Source organism: Arthrobacter sp. UYCo732, from assembly GCF_040547265.1.
GTDB lineage: Bacteria > Actinomycetota > Actinomycetes > Actinomycetales > Micrococcaceae > Arthrobacter.
Genome location: NZ_JBEPPJ010000021.1, coordinates 61,302 through 81,660, shown reverse-complemented (window position 1 = coordinate 81,660; position 20,359 = coordinate 61,302). Strand labels below are relative to the sequence as shown.

The following is a 20,359-nucleotide window of genomic DNA, read 5'->3' as shown; positions in this document are numbered from 1 at the left end:
CCTGGCCGGAACCCGGGGCATTGCCAAGGCGATGCGGACTGCCGGACGCGATCCGGAAATCGCCCGGAACCTCACCGGACTTTGAAATAGCCCTGGCTGTTTCGACAAGATTGCGGCGCTCCCGCTAAACTGAACGTTGGATCCGGCTGCAGTCCGTGGCGGCTGGTTCCTGCCATGCGTGGAAAGCCCCAGTTATCAAGGGAATTCCTGCGCGGGCAGACCCGGCAGTGAAGTACTGATTCGGGCCTCACGGCACATCGCTAGGAGTTATTGTGGCACTTGACGCCGCTGTAAAGCAGTCCATCATCAAGGATTTCGCAACGTCCGAGGGCGACACCGGTTCGCCGGAGGTCCAGGTTGCAGTCTTGACCCAGCGGATCAAGGATCTGACTGAGCACATGAAGGAGCACAAGCACGATTACCACACCCAGCGCGGTCTGCTGGCAATGGTTGGTCGTCGCAAGCGCATGCTCACCTACCTCAAGAACACTGACATCTCCCGCTACCGTGCGCTCATCGAGCGTCTCGGCCTGCGCCGCTAGTCAGGCTTTAGGGGCGGCCCTTTCCTTGTGGATCGGGCCGCCTTCTTCAGAAGAAAATTAAACAGGAGGATCAACCGCATCACGCATTCGCGGTCCTCGGTAGTGATCCCCGGGAACGGCTTCCACGATGGAAGCCCCGGCCCGTGGGTCTCGATCGATGACCGGGTGCAGTGCAGGCCAGTAAACAGATGCTGGCCTGGGTTGATGCGGCTGGGCTCCGTGAATCATGAAACGGAGGTGACTCTCTTGGAGGGTCCCGAAATCCAGTTCTCAGAAGCAGTCATTGACAATGGCCGCTTTGGCAAGCGCGTAATCCGCTTTGAAACCGGCCGTCTTGCCAAGCAGGCAGCCGGCGCAGCCATGGTGTACATCGACGAAGACACTGCTCTGCTGTCCGCCACTACCGCGGGCAAGCACCCGCGCGAAGGCTTCGACTTCTTCCCGCTGACGGTTGACGTTGAAGAGCGCATGTACGCCGCCGGCCGTATCCCGGGTTCGTTCTTCCGCCGTGAAGGCCGCCCGTCCACCGAAGCCATCCTGGCGTGCCGCCTGATGGACCGCCCGCTGCGTCCGGCCTTCGTCAAGGGCCTGCGCAACGAGGTCCAGATTGTGGTGACCGTCCTGGCCATCAACCCCGACGAGCTCTACGACGTGGTGGCCATCAACGCCTCCTCCATGTCCACCCAGCTCTCCGGCCTCCCGTTCTCCGGCCCGATCGGCGGCGTCCGCGTTGCCCTCGTAGCTGACGAGCAGGGTTCGCAGTGGGTTGCTTTCCCGAAGCACTCCCAGCTCGAAAACTCCGTGTTCAACATGGTTGTGGCCGGCCGCGTTGCCGGCGACGACGTCGCCATCATGATGGTTGAAGCCGAAGCGACCGACAACTCCTGGAACCTCATCAAGGAACAGGGCGCCACCGCTCCCACCGAAGAGGTTGTCTCCGAGGGCCTTGAGGCCGCCAAGCCGTTCATCAAGGCACTGTGCGACGCCCAGGCTGACCTGGCCGCACGCGCTGCGAAACCGACCGTGGAGTTCCCGGTCTTCCTGGATTACCAGGACGACGTCTACGCTGCTGTCGAGGCCGCCGCTGCTGAGAAGCTGGCAGCTGTCTTCCAGATCGCCGACAAGCAGGACCGCGATGTTGCCACGGACGCGCTGAAGGACGAAACCACTTCTGCCCTGGCCGGTCAGTTCGAAGGCCGCGACAAGGAGCTGTCGGCAGCATTCCGTTCGGTCACCAAGCAGGTTGTGCGCCAGCGCATCCTGAAGGACCAGATCCGCATTGACGGCCGTGGCCTGACGGACATCCGCCAGCTCACCGCCGAGGTTGAGGTTCTGCCCCGCGTGCACGGTTCGGCCATCTTCGAGCGCGGCGAGACCCAGATCATGGGTGTCACCACGCTGAACATGCTGAAGATGGAACAGCAGATCGACTCGCTGTCGCCCGTCACGCGCAAGCGCTACATGCACAACTACAACTTCCCGCCGTACTCCACCGGTGAGACCGGCCGCGTGGGTTCGCCCAAGCGACGCGAAATCGGCCACGGTGCCCTGGCAGAGCGCGCACTCGTGCCGGTGCTGCCGTCCCGCGAGGAATTCCCGTACGCCATCCGCCAGGTGTCTGAAGCTCTCAGCTCCAACGGTTCGACGTCGATGGGTTCCGTCTGTGCCTCCACGCTCTCCCTGCTCAACGCTGGTGTGCCGCTGAAGGCTGCCGTTGCAGGTATCGCCATGGGCCTGGTCTCCGACCAGGTTGACGGTCAGACCCGCTACGCTGCCCTGACCGATATCCTCGGCGCCGAAGATGCCTTCGGCGACATGGACTTCAAGGTTGCCGGCACCGCAGAGTTCGTCACGGCCATCCAGCTGGACACCAAGCTCGACGGCATCCCCGCCTCGGTCCTGGCAGCAGCACTGAAGCAGGCCCGCGAAGCCCGCCTGCACATCCTCGAGGTCATCAACTCCGCGATCGACACCCCGGACGACCTCTCCGAGTTCGCGCCGCGCGTCATCGCGGTCAAGATCCCGGTTGACAAGATCGGCGAGGTCATTGGGCCCAAGGGCAAGATGATCAACCAGATCCAGGAAGACACCGGCGCTGACATCTCCATCGAGGATGACGGCACTGTCTACATTGGCGCCACCAACGGTCCGTCTGCAGACGCAGCACGCTCCGCCATCAACGCCATTGCCAACCCGCAGGTTCCCGAAATCGGCGAGCGCTACCTGGGTACGGTCGTCAAGACCACCGCCTTCGGTGCGTTCATCTCCCTGACGCCGGGCAAGGACGGCCTGCTGCACATCTCCGAACTGCGCAAGCTGGCCAACGGCAAGCGCGTGGACAACGTTGATGACGTGGTTTCCGTCGGCCAGAAGATCCAGGTGGAAATCACCAAGATCGATGACCGTGGCAAGCTGTCGCTGTCCCCCGTCGTGGCTGAAGAGGAAGGCGCTGGCGACAGCGTTGACGCTTCCGTCGCAGAGGGCGCTGCCGAAGCGGAGTAGCATCCTGCTGCACACAGATGAATCGGCGGGGCCGGTGGATGATCCACCGGTCCCGCCGCTGTTACGATGGCAGCCTGATCCGGCCGCCGCTCCTGAAAGGCTTCAATTGACTGTTGTACCCCTGCCGCTTGAGCAGAACCAGCCCGGTGACACCCTGGTCCACGGCTCCGACGGCGGCTCTGTTGTCCGGCGATCGGTGCTGCCCGGCGGCGTGCGGGTATTGACCGAGGCGATGCCGGGCCAGCGCTCGGCAACCATCGGGTTCTGGGTCGGGGTCGGGTCACGCGACGAAGCCCCGGGCCAGCACGGCTCCACGCACTTCCTGGAGCACCTCCTGTTCAAGGGCACCAAGCGCCGGACCGCCCTCGAAATCGCCTCCGCGTTCGACGAGGTCGGCGGGGAATCCAACGCCGCCACGGCCAAGGAAAGCACCTGCTACTTTGCCCGGGTGTTGGACACGGACCTGCCCATGGCCATCGACGTCATCGCCGACATGATTACCGGCGCGGTTCTGGACCCCGCCGAGATGGAGCAGGAACGCGACGTCATCCTCGAAGAAATCGCCATGGACAGCGATGACCCCACCGACGTGGCACATGAAAACTTTGTCGCTGCGGTGCTGGGTAAGCACCCGTTGGGCCGCCCTATCGGAGGCACCCCGGCTGCCATCCGCGCCGTCGCCCGTGATTCGGTCTGGGAGCACTACCGCCGCTATTACCGCCCGGACGAACTGGTCATCACCGCCGCCGGAGGGCTGGAGCACGACGTCGTCTGCAGCCTTGTGGTGGATGCGCTCCACACAGCCGGGTGGTCATTGGAGCCCGCCGCCGCCCCCGTAGACCGCCGCTCCACCGAGCGTGCCGACATCACCGGCACCGCTGGCCTGCATGTGGTCAAGCGGGCTGTGGAACAGGCCAACATCATCATGGGTTGCCCCACGATTGTTGCCACGGATGACCGCCGCTATGTGATGAGCGTGCTCAACGCCGTCCTGGGTGGAGGCATGTCCTCACGGCTCTTCCAGGAAATCCGCGAGAAGCGTGGGCTCGTGTACTCCACATATTCTTTTGCCTCGTCCTATGCCGATGCCGGCTACTTCGGCATGTACGCCGGGTGCACACCGTCCAAGGTGCGCCAGGTACTTGACCTGCTGGGGCTGGAGCTGGACAAGCTCGCCGAAGGCGGAATCTCGGACGACGAACTCCGCAAGGCCGTGGGCCAGCTATGCGGCGGCATCGTCCTGGCGCTTGAGGACACCGGTTCCCGGATGTCCCGCCTGGGCCGCGCAGAACTCGTCTCTGGTGAATACCAGGACATCGACGAAACGCTGCGCCTTATCAAGTCCGTCACGGCGCAGGAAGTCCAGGACCTTGCCCGGGAGCTGGCAGCCGCACCACGGACCGTCACGGTCGTGGGCCCGTTTGAGGAAACTGAGACGTTCGGCCTCTGACGGGCACCTTCCTGCAGTTGGCTCACGGTTCCTTTGTCCTGGAGCAGCCAGTCCCGGTCCCAGCCCGAGGGTCTCTGTCTCGGAACGCTCTGTCCGGCGATAATGTAGCCATGAATGCTCCGCAGCCGGGCACGGTGCACGCCGTGTTGGAAGACTTCCTGGGCCATTGGCGCGGGACTACACGTCTTGCAGCGTCAGCTTGGGGTCCTGAACGCTCAGCAGTGGCGGAAATCAGTTTCACGCGGGCGGCGGGAGGGTTCGCCGTAGTACAGAGCTACCGGCACACTGAAGCAAACGGCACTCATTTCGACGGCCACGGTGTGTTCACTGTCGACCCCGACCACCACGATGTCTTCTGGTACTACGTCGACAGCACGGGCTTGCCCCCCGGAACGCCGGTCCGGTGCACTTGGGTGGATGGGGTCCTGCGCGTGGAGCGGCACAGTGACCGGGGGACCGCGCGCCACACGTTCCAGGTTGCCGACGGCGTACTGACCTACTCCGCCGGGCTGCGCCTCGGCGAGGGCCACAGCTTTGGCCCGTTCATGACCTGCGAGTGCCGCCGCGCCTGAACGTCTTCAGCGTCACTGGGAGCTCGATCTCGCCGTTCTGGTCATCAGCCGGCTGATTCGAGAATCCTCGTCTGCGGCGCACCGTTGAGGGCTGGCGACGCGGACGATGAGTTCCAGACCTTGCTCTTCAGGTTCGCCAGCAATTGCTCAGCCTGGTTGAGTTCACTGAAGTCGAGCTCCACCACGACGTATTTGGAGTCATTCACCGGCCGGGAAATCCTGTGCCCGACCACCCCGGACGCAGCCCGATTCAACGGATCGCGGTCGAAGGCCTGCTTCCACAGACCAAAGTCCTTAATTCCATGTTCTATGTGAAGTGTGTACATGACTGATTCTCCTTAGCCGGACGGCGATGTTCTCGGGATCCGCAGTTACCGGTGGCATTACTCAAGTGGGTACTTTTACCCTAAAGTGTCCGGCCGTCCGCGGGCCATCCCAGAATTCTGGGGGACTGCTCGGGATTCTGCGGTACTGTCCCACAGGGAGATGGTGTCCCCAGAGCGCATACTGTGGGAATGACGACCGCAAGGTCTTGGGACCGGATCCGGCTCCTTGATGATTCGAATCCGGACCACCGCGCCTTGCGTGCCGGTGTGTTGGCCGAGTTGGGCTGCGTCATTCCGTTCAGCGCCTTCGTCTGGCCACTTTCAGACCCTGTGACGGGAACTGGAATTTCCCCCATGGCCCGGATTCCGTATCCGGAGGATCTGCCGCTGCTGATCCGGCTGAAGTACCTAACGACGGTAGGGCGCTGGACCACGCTGGCGGGCAGGGAATCGCCCGTGACGACACTGTTGAGCGAAACAGGCGGCAATCCATCGCAGAGCCTTGTCTGGGATAGGTTGATGAACCGCTATGGGGTGTCGGATGTTCTGTATGCGGGCTTCACGGACAAGTATGGCTACTGGGGCTGGCTTGATCTGTGGCGGACGGTTGATCAAGGCGCTTTCACTGCCGAAGAGGTTCGATTCGTGGCGGCGGTAGTCCGCCGAGTGACGCCGGCACTCCGCCGGTCAGTCTCCAGGCAGTTTTCCAGGGCCGGGCCAGTTCCATCACCCCTATCCTCGCCCGTTGGCGGACGTCCGAGAGCTGACTTGCCTCAACAGGGTGTCCTGATTCTCGACGAGGACATGGCAGTGGTGGGTGACACGGTTTCTGTCGACGAATGGCTGGGACTCCTCCAAGCCGGACCGTCGCCCTTCCAGCGTGTTCCGGCCGAGGTATTGAATGTCGCCGCCCAACTGTTGGCAGTGGAGGCGGGGGTGGATCGCCATCCTGCGTGGTCCCGCGCGTATCTGGGGGCCGGCCAGTGGGCCATTCTGAGGGCCAGTCGGATGGGTCCCGCTGGGTCAGGGCCCACGCCACCGTTGGCCGTCACTATCCAAGCTTGTCCTCCTGAGGAGCGGCTGGATATTTTCGCCCGGAGCTTTGGTCTGACACCACGGCAAAGGGAGTTGCTTGATCTCGGTGCAGGGGGCGTTGATACCGTTGCTATGGCGACGGCCCTGGGCATCAGCACCTACACCGTTCAGGATCAGTTCAAACAAGTATTTGATGCCTGCGGCGTCCACAGTCGGGCGACCCTGTTGGCTATGGCTTTAGGCACAGCGCCGTAAGCAGAGCGGTGCACTTAGGGCAGCTCAAACTCGGCGTGGCCGTCTTTGCGATACGTCAACAGTGATCAGCATCTGCGCCCAAGGTGAAGGAACACCGACGCTGCGGCCACCGCATGGCCCGGGAGGCGGCGGTGGTCCGCTCCCAGATCCCGGACGCAGTATCCGCGGGCAGGTAGTCCGACAGCAAGGCCATGCCGTCCCGGTCCGGGGAAAACAGCACCCGGCGGTCGATGGCGCACTTCATGTGTCGTATCTCGAAGCTAACCGGATGGTGCCGTTCCCGCCAGGTCCGGGCCTTGGCCCGGACCCGGCCAGCTGTCATCTCACCGGCATGGCCGTAGTGATTCACTGACCGTCATCGCACAGGCGACCTCCGCTATAGAGGCCATCTCCTGAACCGTGTAGTCCTCCGGCGAGACAACAGGTCCGCCATGGCCTCCGCTGCGCCGGCGTACCCGGCGGCCAGATGGACCCGAACGGCGGCCACTTGGGCATCAATCCGGCCGGTCCGAGCTAGTCCGTCCGGAAATCATCCGCCAATGCCCACAGCGTCGGCATCACCGGACCCGATCGATTCTTCGGCGCGCAAGAAGCAACCAGCGCAGTGGCAGAGACCGCTAGAGCCTCCGCCGACTTCACTGCCGCTCTGCGTCCCATACCCACAGCATCCCAGCAAGCGCCGACAAAAGGCCCGTGGATTAGCGGCTACGTGGATGACTCTGAGGGCGGCCCGTCACGTGCACGTAGCCACCCGTAATGCTGGGCTAACGGCAACTGTCGCTGCAGCCGTTGCCGATATCCCTATCCGCCGGCGAAGGGCGGCAGTACGTCAACCACGTCGCCCGGTTTTAGCACAGTGGTGTGGTCCCGGACGGCTACCTCGTTGAGCAGGAAGCTGCTCCGGGAGAGGACGCGCTGCAGGGGAGGGGTTCCAGTAGGCGGCTTGGCGCGGTCCACGGCAATGACGGCCTGCAGCAGCTCAGCCACGGTTGCGCCTGAGGGCAGGTCAAAGCGCTCCTCGTCCAGTCCGGCAGCGGCCCGCGCGGCGGCGAAGTATCGTACGTTCAAAAAATTCATCCTCCGATGGCGCTCATGCTGCGGTCCGGCTGGACGAAGTCCGCGGCGCCGAGACCCGTGTGATCCATGCCGTGCGCCTTTGGTTTGACCCACATGGCGTCCTGCCAGCGTTCGGCAAGGGCTTGATCGCTGGCACCCTGGCGAAGAAGACCCAGCAGATCAAACTCCTCGCGCGAAAACAGGCAGCTCATGATCTTGCCCTCAGCGGTGATCCGCGTGCGTCTGCAATCCGAACAGAACGGCTCGGTGACGGAGGCGATGATTCCCACGGTGCCCAGCACCGGACCTTCAGCACCCAGCGCTGACCGGACGGTTAATTCCGGGCCAGCCACCCGGCGTCGTACTTCAAAGCGTTCTGCCGGGGCACCGTCGCGGGCACGAGGGTCCGGGCTCAGGACGTAGTCCACCGAAAGCAGGGCACGGATTTCGGCCGCCGTGATCATGTTCCGGCGCGTCCACCCGTGGTCTGCATCGAGGGGCATCTGCTCGATGAAACGCAGTTCGTAGCCGCGGTCCAATGCCCAGGCGAGCAGGGACGGCGACTCAGCGTCATTGATGCCCCGCATCAGTACAGCGTTGAGCTTCACGGGGCCCAGGCCGGCGGCCCAGGCGGCGTCGACCCCGGCCAGCACCTTGTCCAGGAACGGACGCCGGGTCAGTTTAGTGAAGGTTTCTTCGTGCAGCGAATCGAGGGAAACATTGATGCGCGTCAGGCCCGCAGCCTTGAGCGCGGCGGCCTTTTTGTCCAGGCCAACGCCATTGGTGGTCATGGAGATCGGCAGTTCCGGATGGTTGTTGCGGAGAGCATCGATGATGTCCACGAGATCGGCCCGGACCAGCGGCTCCCCGCCCGTCAGCCGGAGTTCACGGACACCAAGCAGGTCCACACCAATGCGGACAATACGAACGATTTCCTCAGCCGACATCACCGCCTGCTTGGCCAGCCACTCAAGCCCTTCCGCCGGCATGCAGTAGGTACAGCGCAGATTGCACTTGTCTGTCAGCGACAGCCGCATGTCAGTGGCCCGGCGGCCGTACTGGTCCAGTAGCCCCACGGGCGTGCCAGCGGGACGGGCCGGCGGCGCGCCCGGGCCCGCACCGTCGCGCGGTTGAGGCATGCCTAGCTGAACGCTCATGAGTTCAGGCTACGCCACCTTTGCCACGGGCATGACACCCGGGACGCCCGTCACCTGGGCCCCCGCGTATGGCCGGCCAGCAACCCCGACCAACCTCGCGCCGAATTGGCGCCAATGAGCGGCGGGGTCCGGTGCCGCGGGGCGCCCGCGAACCTATGCTGGAGTAGTGAACAGATCCCAGCCTTTGCAGGAAATGGCCGACGACGGCGCGAGCTCCGAGGTGCGGCCGGGTAACCAGGGTGCGGCTCCACGCAGCCGCCGCTGGGCTGCGGCGTCAGGGGTGGTTGCCGCGGTCGGCGCGGTGGTGGCCGGGGAGTTGCTTGCGGGGCCGTTGAGCCCATCCCTGTCGCCACTGACGGCGGTGGGCGGGGTGATGATCGATGCTCTTCCGCCCGGCGTTAAGGAGTGGGCAGTGTCCTTGTTCGGCACTGCCGACAAGGCGGTTTTCGTGGTGGGGATGCTGCTGGTGATTGCCGCCGTCGGAGCTCTCGCAGGGATTCTGGAACACCGCAGGAAATTTGCTGGGGTGGCCGTGATGGCGCTGTTTGGGCTAGTGGGTCTCGCTGCGGTCCTTACCCGCGCACAGCTGACTCCCGGTGCCGTTCCGGTGCCGCTGCTGGCAGCTCTGGCCGGCGGGCTCCTCCTGCGGTTCCTGGTCCGCAGGCTCCAGGAAGAAGCGCCAGCGTACGCGGGAGGCGCGGGAGGCGCGGGGGGAGCGGGGGGAGCGCGAACTCCAGGGCGCCGCACCTTCCTGCAGGTCCTGGCAGCGACTGCTGGAGTCACCGCTGTTGGCGGGATTGTTGCCGCCGTCTGGCGGGGCACGGCCGCAGGCATCAGCACCGCCCGCGAAAAACTGCAGCTGCCCCCCGCAGCTTCGGGAGCACCGGCCATCCCGGCAGGTGCCGAAGTGGGCCTGGGCGGGATGCAGCCGCTCGTCACGCCAAACCGGGATTTCTACCGGATCGACACCGCACTGATCGTCCCGGTCATCGACCCAGTGACCTGGACACTCCGCGTCACGGGGATGGTGGACCAGGAGATTCAACTGAACCTGGCGGACCTGCTGACCAAGCCGCTGATCGAACGGCACGTCACCATCGCCTGCGTCTCCAATGAAGTGGGCGGCGACCTGATCGGCAACGCCCGCTGGCTCGGCTGGCCGGTGCGCGAACTGCTCGCCCTGGCCCGACCGCAGAGCGGCGCCGACATGGTTTTGACCAGGAGCTCCGACGGCTGGACAGCCGGCACTCCGCTGGAGGCACTCACCGATGGAAGGGACGCCATGCTCGCGGTGGGGATGAACGGGGAACCACTGCCGCTGGAACACGGCTTCCCGGTGCGGATGATTGTGCCGGGCCTTTACGGCTACGTGTCCGCTACCAAGTGGCTCACGGAGCTCCGCCTCACCAGGTTCGCTGATGAGGAAGGTTACTGGACTCCGCGCGGCTGGTCCGAACGCGGGCCCATCAGGACGGCGTCCCGGATCGACGTGCCCCGCACAGGCCGGCGGGTCAGCGCCGGCACGGTGATGTTCGGTGGTGTTGCCTGGGCGCAGCACACCGGCGTTGGGAAGGTGGAACTGCGGGTCAACCGGGGCCCGTGGCAGGCCGCTGACCTCGCCCCGGGGATCTCGCGCGACACGTGGTACCAGTGGCAGCTGGGCATAGAGCTGGCGCCGGGCCAATACGAGGTCCAGGTCCGCGCCACGGACCTCAACAGCCAACCGCAGGCTGAAGAACGCCGGTCCGTTGCCCCGGACGGAGCCACCGGCTTCCACACCATTAGAGTTGACGTGAATCCATAAACGGCGCCCACCGAAGGCAGGACCATGCACAGCCCTCCGCACAAGCACGGCCACGCCCCGCACCAGCACGCTGATGCCCCTACCCGGCACGGCGATGCCCCGAACCACTCGCGGTCCGTAGCCCGGCACCGCGCCGCCGTCGCCGCGCTGCTGGCCCCGCTGCTGACCGAAGCCGGAGCGGAAACGCTGACGCTGCGGGCTGCGCTGGGTAAGGGCCTGGCCAGTGACATCGCGGCGCCCCTGAGCCTCCCGCCGTTCGCCAACTCCCAAATGGACGGTTTCGCCATCAACAGCGCGGACCTGCCAGAAGGCGGCGCGGAGCTGAGGGTGGTTGATCCCGTTCCGGCAGGTGCCACGCCCGCGGCCCTCAAGCGCGGCACCGCTGCCCCCATTATGACCGGAGCCATGATCCCTGCCGGCGCGGACGCCGTCGTACCCGTCGAAGCCGCCGTTCCGGACCGGTTCCCCGCGCCGGGAGCAGCCAGTACGGTGTGGTTGCCGGCGACGGTGGCCGGCACCTTCGTGCGCTCCGCCGGCAGTGACATTGCGGCGGGGGAGCGGGCCTTGGCCTCGGGAAGCTTCCTCGGCCCGGGCCAGTTGGGATTGCTCGCAGGTCTGGGCATCGGTGAGGTGACCGTACACCGGCCTTTGAAGGTCCTGCTGGCCACCACCGGCGACGAAGTGGTTGAACCCGGCCAGCCGTTGACCGCAGGCAAGATCTACGACGCCAACGGAACCTTGCTCGAAAGTGCCATGCGCCAGGCTGGCCTGGCCGTGGTGCGCACGGCCATCGCCTCGGACAGGCCCGAAGAACTCCGCGCACTGCTGCGCAGGCACGCCGGCACTGTTGACCTGATCGTCACCACCGGCGGGGTGAGCAAGGGAGCCTATGAAGTAGTCCGCCAGGCCATGGAAGGCCAGTCCGCCGAGTTCGTCCACGTGGCGATGCAGCCCGGCGGCCCGCAGGGGATCGGGACGTTCGACGGCGTACCTTTCCTGGGTTTCCCGGGTAACCCGGTGAGCTGCCTGGTGTCCTTCGAGATGTTCCTGCGGCCCGTGCTGTCCGAATTGTTTGGCGCGCCCGTTGCCCGGACCGCCATCCGCGCACGGCTGGCCCACGGCCTGACCTCGCCTGAACACAAACATCAGGTCCGGCGCGGCAGCTTCCAAGCCGATGGCACCGTGCGGCTGGAAGGCGGCGAGAGTTCGCACCTGATGCACGCACTGGCTGGCTCCAATGCACTCGTGCAGGTGCCGGCAGGCATCTCGGCGCTCGCCGAGGGTGATGAGGTGGAAGTATGGATGCTGTGAATCCAGAACAATCCCCGCCGGCGCTGACCCACCTGCGCCGGGACGGCAGCGCCCAGATGGTGGACGTGTCAACCAAGGCCGAGACCACCCGCGAAGCCACCGCCACGGCCACCGTCCGCACTACGCATGAAGTGCTGGGCCTGCTCGGCTCCGGGGGATTGCCGAAGGGTGATGCCCTGGCGGTGGCGCGGGTTGCCGGCATCATGGCCGCAAAGAAGACCCCTGACCTCATCCCGCTGTGCCACCCGTTGCCAATCTCGAAAGTCACCGTGGACTTCGACCTCGGGGCCGATTCTGTGGACATTTTGGCCACAGTCAAAACCCGTGGCGTCACCGGCGTGGAAATGGAAGCGCTGACGGCGGTGTCGGTGGCCGCCCTTAGCGTGTACGACATGATCAAAGCGGTGGACAAGCACGCCGTGCTGACGGACATCAAAGTGCTGGCGAAAAGCGGCGGCAAGAGCGGGGACTGGACACTATGAGCGAGACCACCGAAGAAACCTTTTTGCCTGAGCCGAACAATCACGAGCCGCACACGCACGGCGAGGTGCAGGGCCGAAAGGCGGGAGTTGTGATCGCCTCTACCCGGGCCGCAGCCGGCATCTACGACGACGAGACCGGCCCCGTGATCATCGACTGGCTCACCGAACACGGCTTCGAGGCCTACCCTGCCATGGTGGTCCCGGACGGCGAACCCGTCGGGGCGGCGATCCGTGCGCTGCTGACCCAGCACCCCGCCGTCGTCATCACCAGCGGCGGGACCGGGCTCAGCCCGGATGACCGGACCCCCGACATGACGCTGCCCCTGCTGGACCGGGAAATTCCCGGCATCATGGAGGCAATCAGGCGTGCCGGGGCGGCCAAAACGCCGCTCGCGGCGCTGAGCCGCGGCCACGCCGGAGCTGCCGGGCGGACGTTCATCGTCAACCTGCCGGGTTCGCCGAAAGGCGTGATGGACGGGCTGTCTGTCCTCGACCCGGTGATCGGGCATCTTTGCGACCAGCTGGAGGGCGGCCATGGGCACTGAATCAGTTTTCGAAGTGGTCCACGCGGTTCTGAGTGCGGCGCCTATCTCCGTGGCACAGGCCATCGCCGCAGTCGAGTCGGACACCGCGGGGGCCGTTGTCAGCTTCAGCGGGGTGGTGCGGAATCACGACGGCGGCAAGGCAGTGGAGCGCCTCAGCTACAGTGCCCATCCCACGGCCCACCAGGTGATGGCCGACGTCGTTGCCCGGCTGGTTGCCGAGCATTCAGATAGTGCGGATGACACCAAGCCCGTGCGGATTTGGGCTGCCCACCGCATCGGCACGCTGGAAATCGGTGATCCCGCGCTGGTGTGCGCCGTCTCTGCAGCCCACCGCGGCCAGGCCTTTACCGTGTGTTCTGAACTTGTGGACCGGATCAAGGAGCAGGTTCCTATCTGGAAGGAACAGTTCTTCGCCGATGGCACTGTCGAATGGGTGGGCGCGGGCAGCTGACCGCAGCCGGCACCTGCTGCCGGCGCACCGATCGGAATCTGGGCGTGCGCTGTAGCCTGCGCACGCGAGGTAACGCACGTCCGCAGGTTCCGTCCCGCGTCCGGCCCGACGGTAGGGTTAACGGCATGACCGAACAACATCCCGCACCCAGCCGCGTGGCTGTCCTGGGCGCCAACGGGCGCATGGGCGCCGAAGCCGTCAAGGCCGTTGAAGCCGCCGCCGATATGACGCTCGTAGCCGCCCTGGGACGTGGCGACTCGCTGGACCAGCTGGCCGCTGCCGGCACCGACTTCGTGGTGGACCTCACCGTTCCGGAGAGCACCGAAGCGAACGTCCGCTACGCCGTCGAGCACGGCATGCACGCCGTCGTAGGAACCACCGGGTGGGATTCCTCCCGGCTCGCCGCCCTGGAAGCACTTCTCGCGGCGCACCCCGAAACGGGTGTGCTGATCGCCCCCAACTTTGCCCTCGGTTCGGTGCTGGCCTCGGCGTTCGCCGCCAAGGCCGCCAAGTACTTTGAGTCCGTGGAAATTATCGAACTGCACCACCCGGACAAGGTGGATGCGCCCTCCGGAACCGCCGTCCGCACCGCCCAGCTCATCGCGGCTGAGCGGGCAGCTGCGCAGGTTCCGGCCAGCCCGGACGCAACCACCAGCGAGCTCGCCGGTGCCCGGGGCTGCGACGTGGACGGAGTGCGTGTCCACAGCGTCAGGCTCCGCGGGCTGGTGGCCCATCAGGAGGTCCTGCTCGGCGGTCCGGGGGAGCAGCTGACCTTCCGGCACGATTCCTTTGACCGTGCCTCCTTTATGCCCGGCGTGCTGCTGGGCGTCCGCAATGTGGCGGCGCACCCTGGACTGACGGTGGGCCTGGACAACTACCTGGATCTGGGGCTCTAGGCCGTGGGCGAATTCCTTGCGGCGTTCCGGAAGAACCGCACCAAGATCTGGGTGGGTGCCGTCACACTCCTGCTGGTCTTTTACTTGGTGGTGTCCTTCCAGCGCTCCATCTTGCTGCTGATGGACAACAACCTTGCGGCCAAAGCAATCGGTGCCGCGTACCTGGTGCTGCCCATCGTCGGGGCCTGGGCTCTGATCCGGGAGCTGATGTTCGGAGCCCGCACCGAAAAGATGGCCAAAATCCTGGAATCCGAGGGCGGATTGCCCGTAGATGATCTGCCCCGCACGCCTGCCGGCCGGATCATCCGGGCGGCAGCTGACCAGGAATTCGAGAAGTATCGGGCAGAAGCCGAGGCCGCCCCTGACGACTGGCGCTCCTGGTTCCGCCTGAGCTGCGCCTACGATGCCGCCGGGGACCGTAAGCGCGCCCGCGCCTCCATGCGTGATGCCGGCCGTCTCTTCCGCGGTAACGTGACGGCCAGCTGAGGGCACATCCCGCTGAGGGGCTGCCGGCTAAGCTGTCCTCCGGCTAACGCACACTTCCGCTACTCGTCCGCTATGGCGGGAGCGCGCTACCGCGTGCCGATCCGTTTGCCGCGGCCCAGTTGGTTGGCAGCATGGCCAACCTGCTCCAGCGGGCCGCGCCACTTCAGCAGGACAAAAACGATGCCCGCGATGATGGCCGCCGCGGCCTGCGCAAAATACATCCCATCCTCGGTCCAGCCGGGCGGCAGCGGCTTCAGGTAGAACCCGGACACCACCCAGACGTGGACTGAATACAGAGTCAGCGTCATGGCGCCGGCGCCTCGCAGCGGCAGCAGCAGGTCCAGGTCCACCCAGTTCGCCAGCCTGCCAAGCAGCAGGCACGCACCCACCACGGCCGCCGCCACTCCGGAGGTATGCGCCAGGTCAAGGCTGGTGGCGGAATGCGGTGCCGCGGACGCCAGCCACCACCAGGAGCCCTCCTGCCGGATTCCCGTGAGGTTGACCTGAAGCACGCTGTCGAGCGGGTATCCTGGCGCGTTCAACACCTCTTCCAATGCTGTGCGGCCGCCCCAGGTCTCCATGGCAGCAGTTCCCAGGGCCTTGGCCAGTGCGGCCACCGCCGTGCCGCCGGTCAGCAACAGGACAGGGACCATTGCCTTGGTGAGTGCCAGGCGGCCTATGACGAGGCCGACCAGCAGATAGGCCAGCCATTGGAACACCGGGTAGTAGCCGGTCAGGAAAAGGTCGCCCAGCAGGGGAAACGGCGTCGAAAGGTCTTCCCAGGACGGGTTGTGCCCCAGGTGGAGCGGCGGGTCCGACGCCATGAGCCAGGGTCGGAGCAAGTAGGCGAGCGCCGGTGAGAGGAGGATCCAGGCTGCGGACCAGGCGCAGAGCACCTTGACCTTCAGGCCCAGAAACGGCAGGACGCACAGAAACAGCAGGGCGTAGTGGACCAGGATGATCGCTAGGTTGACTTCCAGCCCGCCCAGTGAGAGTCCGACGGCGGCAATCACCAGTGCGCGCAGTGCGATGCCGCGGCGGGCAGCGTTCAGGGCAGTTCCTTCCGGCGGCACCTGCTTGCCGGTGGAAAGTGCCAGTCCCACGCCGGCCAGCACAGCGAAGAGGGCTGCCGCCCTGCCGGAGAAGGTCAGGCCGATCCACGTGGGAGTGAGGTCGGCATTGGCCTCGAAGGTGGGCAGCAGATGCGTAGCCATCATGCCAAGGAGCGCCAGGCCCCTGGCTGCGTCAACGCCGCGGAGGCGTCCTAAGGCAGTGGAGGGTCTGGGCGCCCGCGAGGGTCTTGCCGTGGCTCGGGTCGTCATGAGGCGATGGTCTCACACGATTCCGTGAGGCCCCAGTCAAGATGACCGGGGGCCCTTGAGGGGGCTGTGCTGCTAACCTGCGTCTTGTGTTCGAATATATGTTCTAATAATATGGATCCATGCAGACCCCCTTCCAGCCTCAACGGTCACCGGAATTTCCGGCCACAGGTGTCTCCCAGCGGCCCACGCCGGACGGTGGTGGTGCCATGCCTCCGCCCGGACTGATGAAAGCCATGAGTCCGGGCGTGGTCGACTACCTCTTCCGCCAGTTGGTCACTGGACGGCCCGCGGAGGACATCCAGTGGCAGGAAGAAGGCATCGCCCTGACGGCGCAGCCGGCTGGAGCCGAGCTGGCACGCCGGTTGGCTGAAATCGACATTGAAGCGCTCACGCCCACCGAGCTGTTCCACTACGTCCGGGCAGCCCAGAGGCTCGCGGCGTGGGCTGAGGAACTGAGGGAGGCGGCGGTGGGGAGGTATTGCCAGCCGGGCGAGGCGCAGGATGGGAAGCTGCATGGTGCGCGGCTGCAGGGTGGTCCTTAGGATGAAGGCGTGACTGAAGCCCTGACTGTATCCGTCGTCCAATACCAGGCGCTGGATGGCGGGATCATGCCGAATGTCTACGAACACGTCCGGATGATCGAGGACGCCGAATCACACGGCGCCCGGCTGGTGGTATTCCCGGAAATGTCCTTGACCGGGTACAACCTGGCATTGCTGGCTGATGATGACGGCTGGCTTCGGGCCAACGATCCACGGCTGGGTGACCTCCATGAGATTTGCCGCCGGACCGGGATCACTGCCGTGGCAGGGGCTGGCTACCGGGAACCGGACGGCACGCCGCGGCTCGCGTGCCTCGCCATCCACCCGGACGGCACCACCGAGTTCGGTTTCAAAACCCATCTGCATGGACCGGAAAAGGAACTCTTCGCCACCGGTGAACATGCCGTGGTGCTCGAAGTGGATGGCTGGCGGGTCGCGCTGGCCATCAGCACTGATGCCGCGGTTCCTGCCCACGCCACCGGGTCGGCGCTGGCCGGCGCCGATGTTTACGCTGTCTCGGCGGTCTATACCCTGGCGGAGGAACGGCGGCTGGCGCTGCACCTTGGAGCCCGGGCCATGGATAACCGGATGTTCGGCATCCTGGCAAACCTGGGCGGAGCCACACCGCTGGGCCCCTCCTGCGGACTGAGTGGATTCTGGGGTCCGGACGGCTTCCAGCTGAAACAAGCCGCGGGAACCAGTGCCGAGGTGGTCACCGCAGTTCTGCAGCGGAGCGCTTTGCGTAAAGTCCGCTGACCCGCTGCAGCGCCGAAGCGCAATGCCTGGGACGCCGTAGTGCTGAACGGCAGTGCCTGGGGGGAGGCTGCTGCCCGGTTTCATGTGACACCGGGGTTGTTTGACGCTTATCACCCCGCCGCCATTGTCCTAACCGGCTGCGGACAGGGTAACGTTTTTTCCATGCCTCACAATTCCGCTGCCATTCCTGCCCTCGGTACGCTCCTGACCGCCATGGTCACGCCCTTCACCAAGGACGGCGCAGTCGATTACGCGCAGGCGGCCGAGCTTGCCACCAAACTCGTGGATGATGGCTGCGACGGCCTGGTGGTCACCGGAACCACGGGCGAAACCTCCACTCTCACCGATGAGGAAAACCTTGGCATGTTCCGTGCCGTCAAGGAGGCCGTCGGAGACCGCGCGGCCATTATCGCCGGTACTGGAACCAACGACACCGCACACTCGGTGCACCTCTCCCAGCAGGCAGCTGCGCTGGGAGTCGACGGTTTGTTGCTCGTCACGCCGTATTACAACAAGCCCAGCCAGGCCGGCGTTCGTGCACACTTCGAAACCATCGCCTCCTCGACCGATGTGCCCGTCATGCTTTATGACATTCCTGGCCGCTCCTCCATCGCGATCGAACCCGACACCATGATCCGCCTGGCCCAGCACCCTAACATCGTGGCCGTCAAAGACGCCAAAGCCGATTTCTTGGCGGCCAGCCGGGTCATGGCAGAGACGGACCTGTACTTCTATTCAGGCGACGACGGACTGACCCTTCCCTGGATGTCCCTGGGCGCCGTCGGGCTGGTGGGCGTCACAACCCACGTCGCAACCCGCCGTTTCCGTGAACTGATTGACGCCATTAACTCCAACGATCTTGGGACCGCCCGTAAGATCAACTTCGAGCTGCTGCCCGTGGTGAGGGCAACCATGACCCGTGTCCAGGGAGCCGTGGCAGCCAAACAAATTCTTAAATGGCAGGGAGTCCTGCCCAACTCGATTGTCCGATTGCCCCTCGTGGAGCCGGACGAAGCCGAGATCGAAACCATCCGCGAGGATTTGGCGGAAGCGGGGCTGGTCTTTTCCTGAGGGCTAAGACCGGCACCATTCCGCCTGGAAAGTAGAGCACTATGACCCAAACTGCCCTTCCTGGCCTTGTCACGCCTCCACGCCTGCCGCAAGGCACCCTTCGGATCGTCCCGTTGGGCGGGCTGGGGGAGATCGGCCGCAACATGGCTGTCTTCGAAATCGAAGGCAAGCTGCTCATCGTCGACTGCGGCGTCCTCTTTCCCGAGGAAACCCAGCCGGGCGTTGATTTGATCCTGCCCGATTTCTCGTACATCGAGGACCGGATGGATGACATCGTGGCCGTTGTCCTGACGCACGGCCACGAGGACCACATCGGCGCCGTCCCCTACCTCCTGCGGCTCCGCGCTGACATTCCCCTGGTGGGCTCGCAGCTGACACTGGCCCTGATTGAGGCCAAGCTGCAGGAACACCGGATCCGTCCATACACCCTTACCGTTGAAGAAGGCCAGATCGAAAAGTTTGGCCCCTTCGAGTGTGAGTTCGTCGCGGTTAACCACTCCATTCCCGATGCTTTGGCTGTGTTCATCCGCACGGCCGGCGGAACTGTCCTGCACACGGGCGACTTCAAGATGGACCAGTTGCCGCTGGACGGCCGGATCACCGACCTCCGTCACTTCGCCAAACTGGGCGAAGAGGGCGTTGACCTCTTTATGTCCGACTCCACCAACGCTGACGTGCCGGGCTTCACCACCGCCGAAAAGGAAATCGGTCCCACGCTGGAGCGGCTCTTCGGCCAGGCCACTAAACGCATCATTGTGGCGTCCTTCTCCTCGCACGTCCACCGCGTCCAACAGGTGCTGGACGCGGCGGCCAAGCACAACCGCAAGGTGGCGTTTGTTGGCCGGTCCATGGTCCGCAACATGGCCATCGCCGCAAAGCTCGGCTACCTTGATGTTCCCGACGGTCTCCTGGTGGACATCAAGAACATCGACAACCTGCCGGACAACCGCGTTGTGCTGATGTCCACCGGATCGCAGGGCGAGCCGATGGCGGCCCTTTCACGCATGGCCAACGGCGACCACCGCGTGGTGGTAGGCGACGGTGACACCGTGATCCTTGCCTCCAGCCTGATCCCCGGCAACGAGAACGCCGTGTTCCGCATCATCAACGGCTTGCTCAAACTCGGCGCAGACGTCATTCACAAGGGCAATGCCAAGGTCCATGTCTCTGGCCACGCAGCCGCCGGCGAGCTGTTGTATTGCTACAACATCCTTGAACCCCTCAACGCCATGCCTGTGCACGGCGAGACCCGGCACCTGATTGCCAACGGCAAGATCGCCATCGAATCGGGCGTGCCCACGGCCAGTGTCATCCTCGCAGACAACGGCACCGTCATCGACCTCAAGGATCACCGCGCTGACGTGGTTGGCCAGGTCGAAGTGGGCTTTGTCTACGTTGATGGCTCCAGCGTCGGCGAAGTCACGGAAGCGGATCTCAAGGACCGACAGACGCTCGGCGATGAAGGCTTCATTTCGATCATCACGGTCATCAACCGCACCACCGGCAAAGTGGTCTCGGGCCCGGAAATTCATGCCCGGGGCGTGGCCGAGGACGATTCGGTCTTCGACGAGATCATCCCGAAGATCAATGCCGCCTTGGAAGAAGCTGTGCTCAACCGGACGGACCACACCACGCACCAGCTCCAGCAGGTGGTGCGGCGCGTGGTGGGCACCTGGGTCAACCGCAGGCTGCGTCGCAAGCCCATGATCATCCCGGTGGTCCTCGAGGCATAACACCGCAGAGACCCCTGTGGATCTGAAAGGCCCGGTTCTTCGGAACCGGGCCTTTCCCTGTACCC

21 protein-coding genes are annotated in these 20,359 nt (G+C 64.9%); 16 read left to right on the top strand and 5 right to left on the bottom strand.

The features are described from left to right. Positions 1-272: 272 nt before the first annotated feature. The 4 genes from rpsO to ABIB45_RS19435 all read left to right on the top strand — a co-directional run bounded on the left by rpsO (position 273) and on the right by ABIB45_RS19435 (position 5,066). Positions 273-542 carry a 30S ribosomal protein S15 gene (rpsO, locus tag ABIB45_RS19450; protein WP_354217483.1) on the top strand — a complete coding sequence of 90 codons (270 nt, stop codon included), beginning with the start codon at positions 273-275 and terminating at the stop codon, positions 540-542. Between the two features lie 246 nt (positions 543-788). Continuing rightward, on the top strand, positions 789-3,044 hold the full coding sequence (locus ABIB45_RS19445; protein ID WP_354217488.1) for a polyribonucleotide nucleotidyltransferase: 2,256 nt from the start codon (positions 789-791) through the stop codon (positions 3,042-3,044). Positions 3,045-3,150: 106 nt separating this feature from the next. Next, the gene (locus ABIB45_RS19440) at positions 3,151-4,494 is read left to right on the top strand and encodes a M16 family metallopeptidase (protein WP_354217482.1); all 1,344 of its coding nucleotides are present in this window, start codon (positions 3,151-3,153) and stop codon (positions 4,492-4,494) included. 110 nt (positions 4,495-4,604) lie between these two features. Continuing rightward, positions 4,605-5,066 carry a DUF1579 domain-containing protein gene (locus ABIB45_RS19435; protein ID WP_354217480.1) on the top strand — a complete coding sequence of 154 codons (462 nt, stop codon included), beginning with the start codon at positions 4,605-4,607 and terminating at the stop codon, positions 5,064-5,066. Between the two features lie 44 nt (positions 5,067-5,110). Here the strand turns inward: ABIB45_RS19435 and ABIB45_RS19430 are convergent, their stop codons facing one another. Continuing rightward, on the bottom strand, positions 5,111-5,392 hold the full coding sequence (locus tag ABIB45_RS19430) for a hypothetical protein (protein ID WP_354217479.1): 282 nt from the start codon (positions 5,390-5,392) through the stop codon (positions 5,111-5,113). Between the two features lie 354 nt (positions 5,393-5,746). On the opposite strand from ABIB45_RS19430, the gene ABIB45_RS19425 reads away from it, so the two are divergent. Next, positions 5,747-6,682, top strand: coding sequence for a helix-turn-helix transcriptional regulator (locus ABIB45_RS19425; RefSeq protein ID WP_354217478.1), 936 nt, complete (start codon positions 5,747-5,749; stop codon positions 6,680-6,682). Positions 6,683-6,737: 55 nt separating this feature from the next. Here ABIB45_RS19425 and ABIB45_RS19420 read toward each other — a convergent pair whose 3' ends face one another. The 3 genes from ABIB45_RS19420 to moaA form a co-directional block, all read right to left on the bottom strand. Next, positions 6,738-7,031, bottom strand: a complete 294-nt coding sequence (locus ABIB45_RS19420) for a hypothetical protein (protein ID WP_354217477.1) — start codon at positions 7,029-7,031, stop codon at positions 6,738-6,740. Positions 7,032-7,483: 452 nt separating this feature from the next. Beyond that, entirely contained in the window at positions 7,484-7,750 is a 267-nt protein-coding gene (locus ABIB45_RS19415) for a MoaD/ThiS family protein (protein WP_354217476.1), read from the bottom strand. A gap of 5 nt (positions 7,751-7,755) precedes the next feature. Next, positions 7,756-8,895: a GTP 3',8-cyclase MoaA gene (gene moaA / locus ABIB45_RS19410; protein ID WP_354217475.1), complete on the bottom strand. Its 1,140-nt coding sequence runs from the start codon at positions 8,893-8,895 to the stop codon at positions 7,756-7,758. 373 nt (positions 8,896-9,268) lie between these two features. Between moaA and ABIB45_RS19405 the strand changes: the two genes are divergently transcribed. From ABIB45_RS19405 to ABIB45_RS19375, 7 genes are all read left to right on the top strand, one after another. Continuing rightward, positions 9,269-10,699 (top strand): molybdopterin-dependent oxidoreductase, encoded by a 1,431-nt coding sequence (locus ABIB45_RS19405; protein ID WP_502914551.1) that lies wholly within the window; start codon positions 9,269-9,271, stop codon positions 10,697-10,699. Between the two features lie 24 nt (positions 10,700-10,723). After that, positions 10,724-12,010, top strand: coding sequence for a molybdopterin molybdotransferase MoeA (locus ABIB45_RS19400; RefSeq protein ID WP_354217474.1), 1,287 nt, complete (start codon positions 10,724-10,726; stop codon positions 12,008-12,010). Continuing rightward, positions 11,998-12,492, top strand: a complete 495-nt coding sequence (moaC, locus tag ABIB45_RS19395) for a cyclic pyranopterin monophosphate synthase MoaC (protein ID WP_354217473.1) — start codon at positions 11,998-12,000, stop codon at positions 12,490-12,492. Before ABIB45_RS19400 ends, moaC begins: the two co-directional genes overlap by 13 nt. Beyond that, positions 12,489-13,037, top strand: a complete 549-nt coding sequence (locus tag ABIB45_RS19390) for a MogA/MoaB family molybdenum cofactor biosynthesis protein (protein WP_354217472.1) — start codon at positions 12,489-12,491, stop codon at positions 13,035-13,037. Before moaC ends, ABIB45_RS19390 begins: the two co-directional genes overlap by 4 nt. Next, entirely contained in the window at positions 13,027-13,488 is a 462-nt protein-coding gene (locus ABIB45_RS19385; RefSeq protein WP_354217471.1) for a molybdenum cofactor biosynthesis protein MoaE, read from the top strand. Before ABIB45_RS19390 ends, ABIB45_RS19385 begins: the two co-directional genes overlap by 11 nt. Before the next feature lie 125 nt (positions 13,489-13,613). After that, positions 13,614-14,384 carry a 4-hydroxy-tetrahydrodipicolinate reductase gene (dapB, locus tag ABIB45_RS19380; RefSeq protein ID WP_354217470.1) on the top strand — a complete coding sequence of 257 codons (771 nt, stop codon included), beginning with the start codon at positions 13,614-13,616 and terminating at the stop codon, positions 14,382-14,384. A gap of 3 nt (positions 14,385-14,387) precedes the next feature. Then, positions 14,388-14,870, top strand: a complete 483-nt coding sequence (locus ABIB45_RS19375; RefSeq protein ID WP_354217469.1) for a hypothetical protein — start codon at positions 14,388-14,390, stop codon at positions 14,868-14,870. Positions 14,871-14,956: 86 nt separating this feature from the next. Here the strand turns inward: ABIB45_RS19375 and ABIB45_RS19370 are convergent, their stop codons facing one another. Further along, positions 14,957-16,192 carry a heparan-alpha-glucosaminide N-acetyltransferase domain-containing protein gene (locus ABIB45_RS19370; RefSeq protein WP_354217468.1) on the bottom strand — a complete coding sequence of 412 codons (1,236 nt, stop codon included), beginning with the start codon at positions 16,190-16,192 and terminating at the stop codon, positions 14,957-14,959. Between the two features lie 206 nt (positions 16,193-16,398). On the opposite strand from ABIB45_RS19370, the gene ABIB45_RS19365 reads away from it, so the two are divergent. From ABIB45_RS19365 to ABIB45_RS19350, 4 genes are all read left to right on the top strand, one after another. After that, positions 16,399-16,734 (top strand): hypothetical protein, encoded by a 336-nt coding sequence (locus ABIB45_RS19365; RefSeq protein WP_354217467.1) that lies wholly within the window; start codon positions 16,399-16,401, stop codon positions 16,732-16,734. 9 nt (positions 16,735-16,743) lie between these two features. Beyond that, the gene (locus ABIB45_RS19360) at positions 16,744-17,490 is read left to right on the top strand and encodes a carbon-nitrogen hydrolase family protein (protein WP_354217466.1); all 747 of its coding nucleotides are present in this window, start codon (positions 16,744-16,746) and stop codon (positions 17,488-17,490) included. A 162-nt stretch (positions 17,491-17,652) separates the two neighbouring features. Beyond that, positions 17,653-18,561: a 4-hydroxy-tetrahydrodipicolinate synthase gene (gene dapA, locus ABIB45_RS19355; RefSeq protein WP_354217465.1), complete on the top strand. Its 909-nt coding sequence runs from the start codon at positions 17,653-17,655 to the stop codon at positions 18,559-18,561. Positions 18,562-18,602: 41 nt separating this feature from the next. Beyond that, complete coding sequence (locus ABIB45_RS19350; protein WP_354217464.1) at positions 18,603-20,294, top strand: ribonuclease J; 1,692 nt, start codon at positions 18,603-18,605, stop codon at positions 20,292-20,294. Positions 20,295-20,359 lie beyond the last annotated feature (65 nt).

Bases quoted from the DNA above. Each gene is read 5' to 3' on its own strand.
- ABIB45_RS19425 (WP_354217478.1), top strand. From the start codon at position 5,747: ATGGCCCGGATTCCGTATCCGGAGGATCTGCCGCTGCTGATCCGGCTG.
- moaC (WP_354217473.1), top strand. From the start codon at position 11,998: ATGGATGCTGTGAATCCAGAACAATCCCCGCCGGCGCTGACCCACCTG.
- dapB (WP_354217470.1), top strand. From the start codon at position 13,614: ATGACCGAACAACATCCCGCACCCAGCCGCGTGGCTGTCCTGGGCGCC.
- moaA (WP_354217475.1), bottom strand. From the start codon at position 8,895: ATGAGCGTTCAGCTAGGCATGCCTCAACCGCGCGACGGTGCGGGCCCG.
- ABIB45_RS19370 (WP_354217468.1), bottom strand. From the start codon at position 16,192: ATGACGACCCGAGCCACGGCAAGACCCTCGCGGGCGCCCAGACCCTCC.
- ABIB45_RS19385 (WP_354217471.1), top strand. From the start codon at position 13,027: ATGGGCACTGAATCAGTTTTCGAAGTGGTCCACGCGGTTCTGAGTGCG.
- ABIB45_RS19405 (WP_502914551.1), top strand. From the start codon at position 9,269: ATGATCGATGCTCTTCCGCCCGGCGTTAAGGAGTGGGCAGTGTCCTTG.
- ABIB45_RS19400 (WP_354217474.1), top strand. From the start codon at position 10,724: ATGCACAGCCCTCCGCACAAGCACGGCCACGCCCCGCACCAGCACGCT.
- ABIB45_RS19435 (WP_354217480.1), top strand. From the start codon at position 4,605: ATGAATGCTCCGCAGCCGGGCACGGTGCACGCCGTGTTGGAAGACTTC.
- ABIB45_RS19365 (WP_354217467.1), top strand. From the start codon at position 16,399: ATGCCTCCGCCCGGACTGATGAAAGCCATGAGTCCGGGCGTGGTCGAC.
- dapA (WP_354217465.1), top strand. From the start codon at position 17,653: ATGCCTCACAATTCCGCTGCCATTCCTGCCCTCGGTACGCTCCTGACC.
- ABIB45_RS19350 (WP_354217464.1), top strand. From the start codon at position 18,603: ATGACCCAAACTGCCCTTCCTGGCCTTGTCACGCCTCCACGCCTGCCG.
- ABIB45_RS19390 (WP_354217472.1), top strand. From the start codon at position 12,489: ATGAGCGAGACCACCGAAGAAACCTTTTTGCCTGAGCCGAACAATCAC.
- ABIB45_RS19430 (WP_354217479.1), bottom strand. From the start codon at position 5,392: ATGTACACACTTCACATAGAACATGGAATTAAGGACTTTGGTCTGTGG.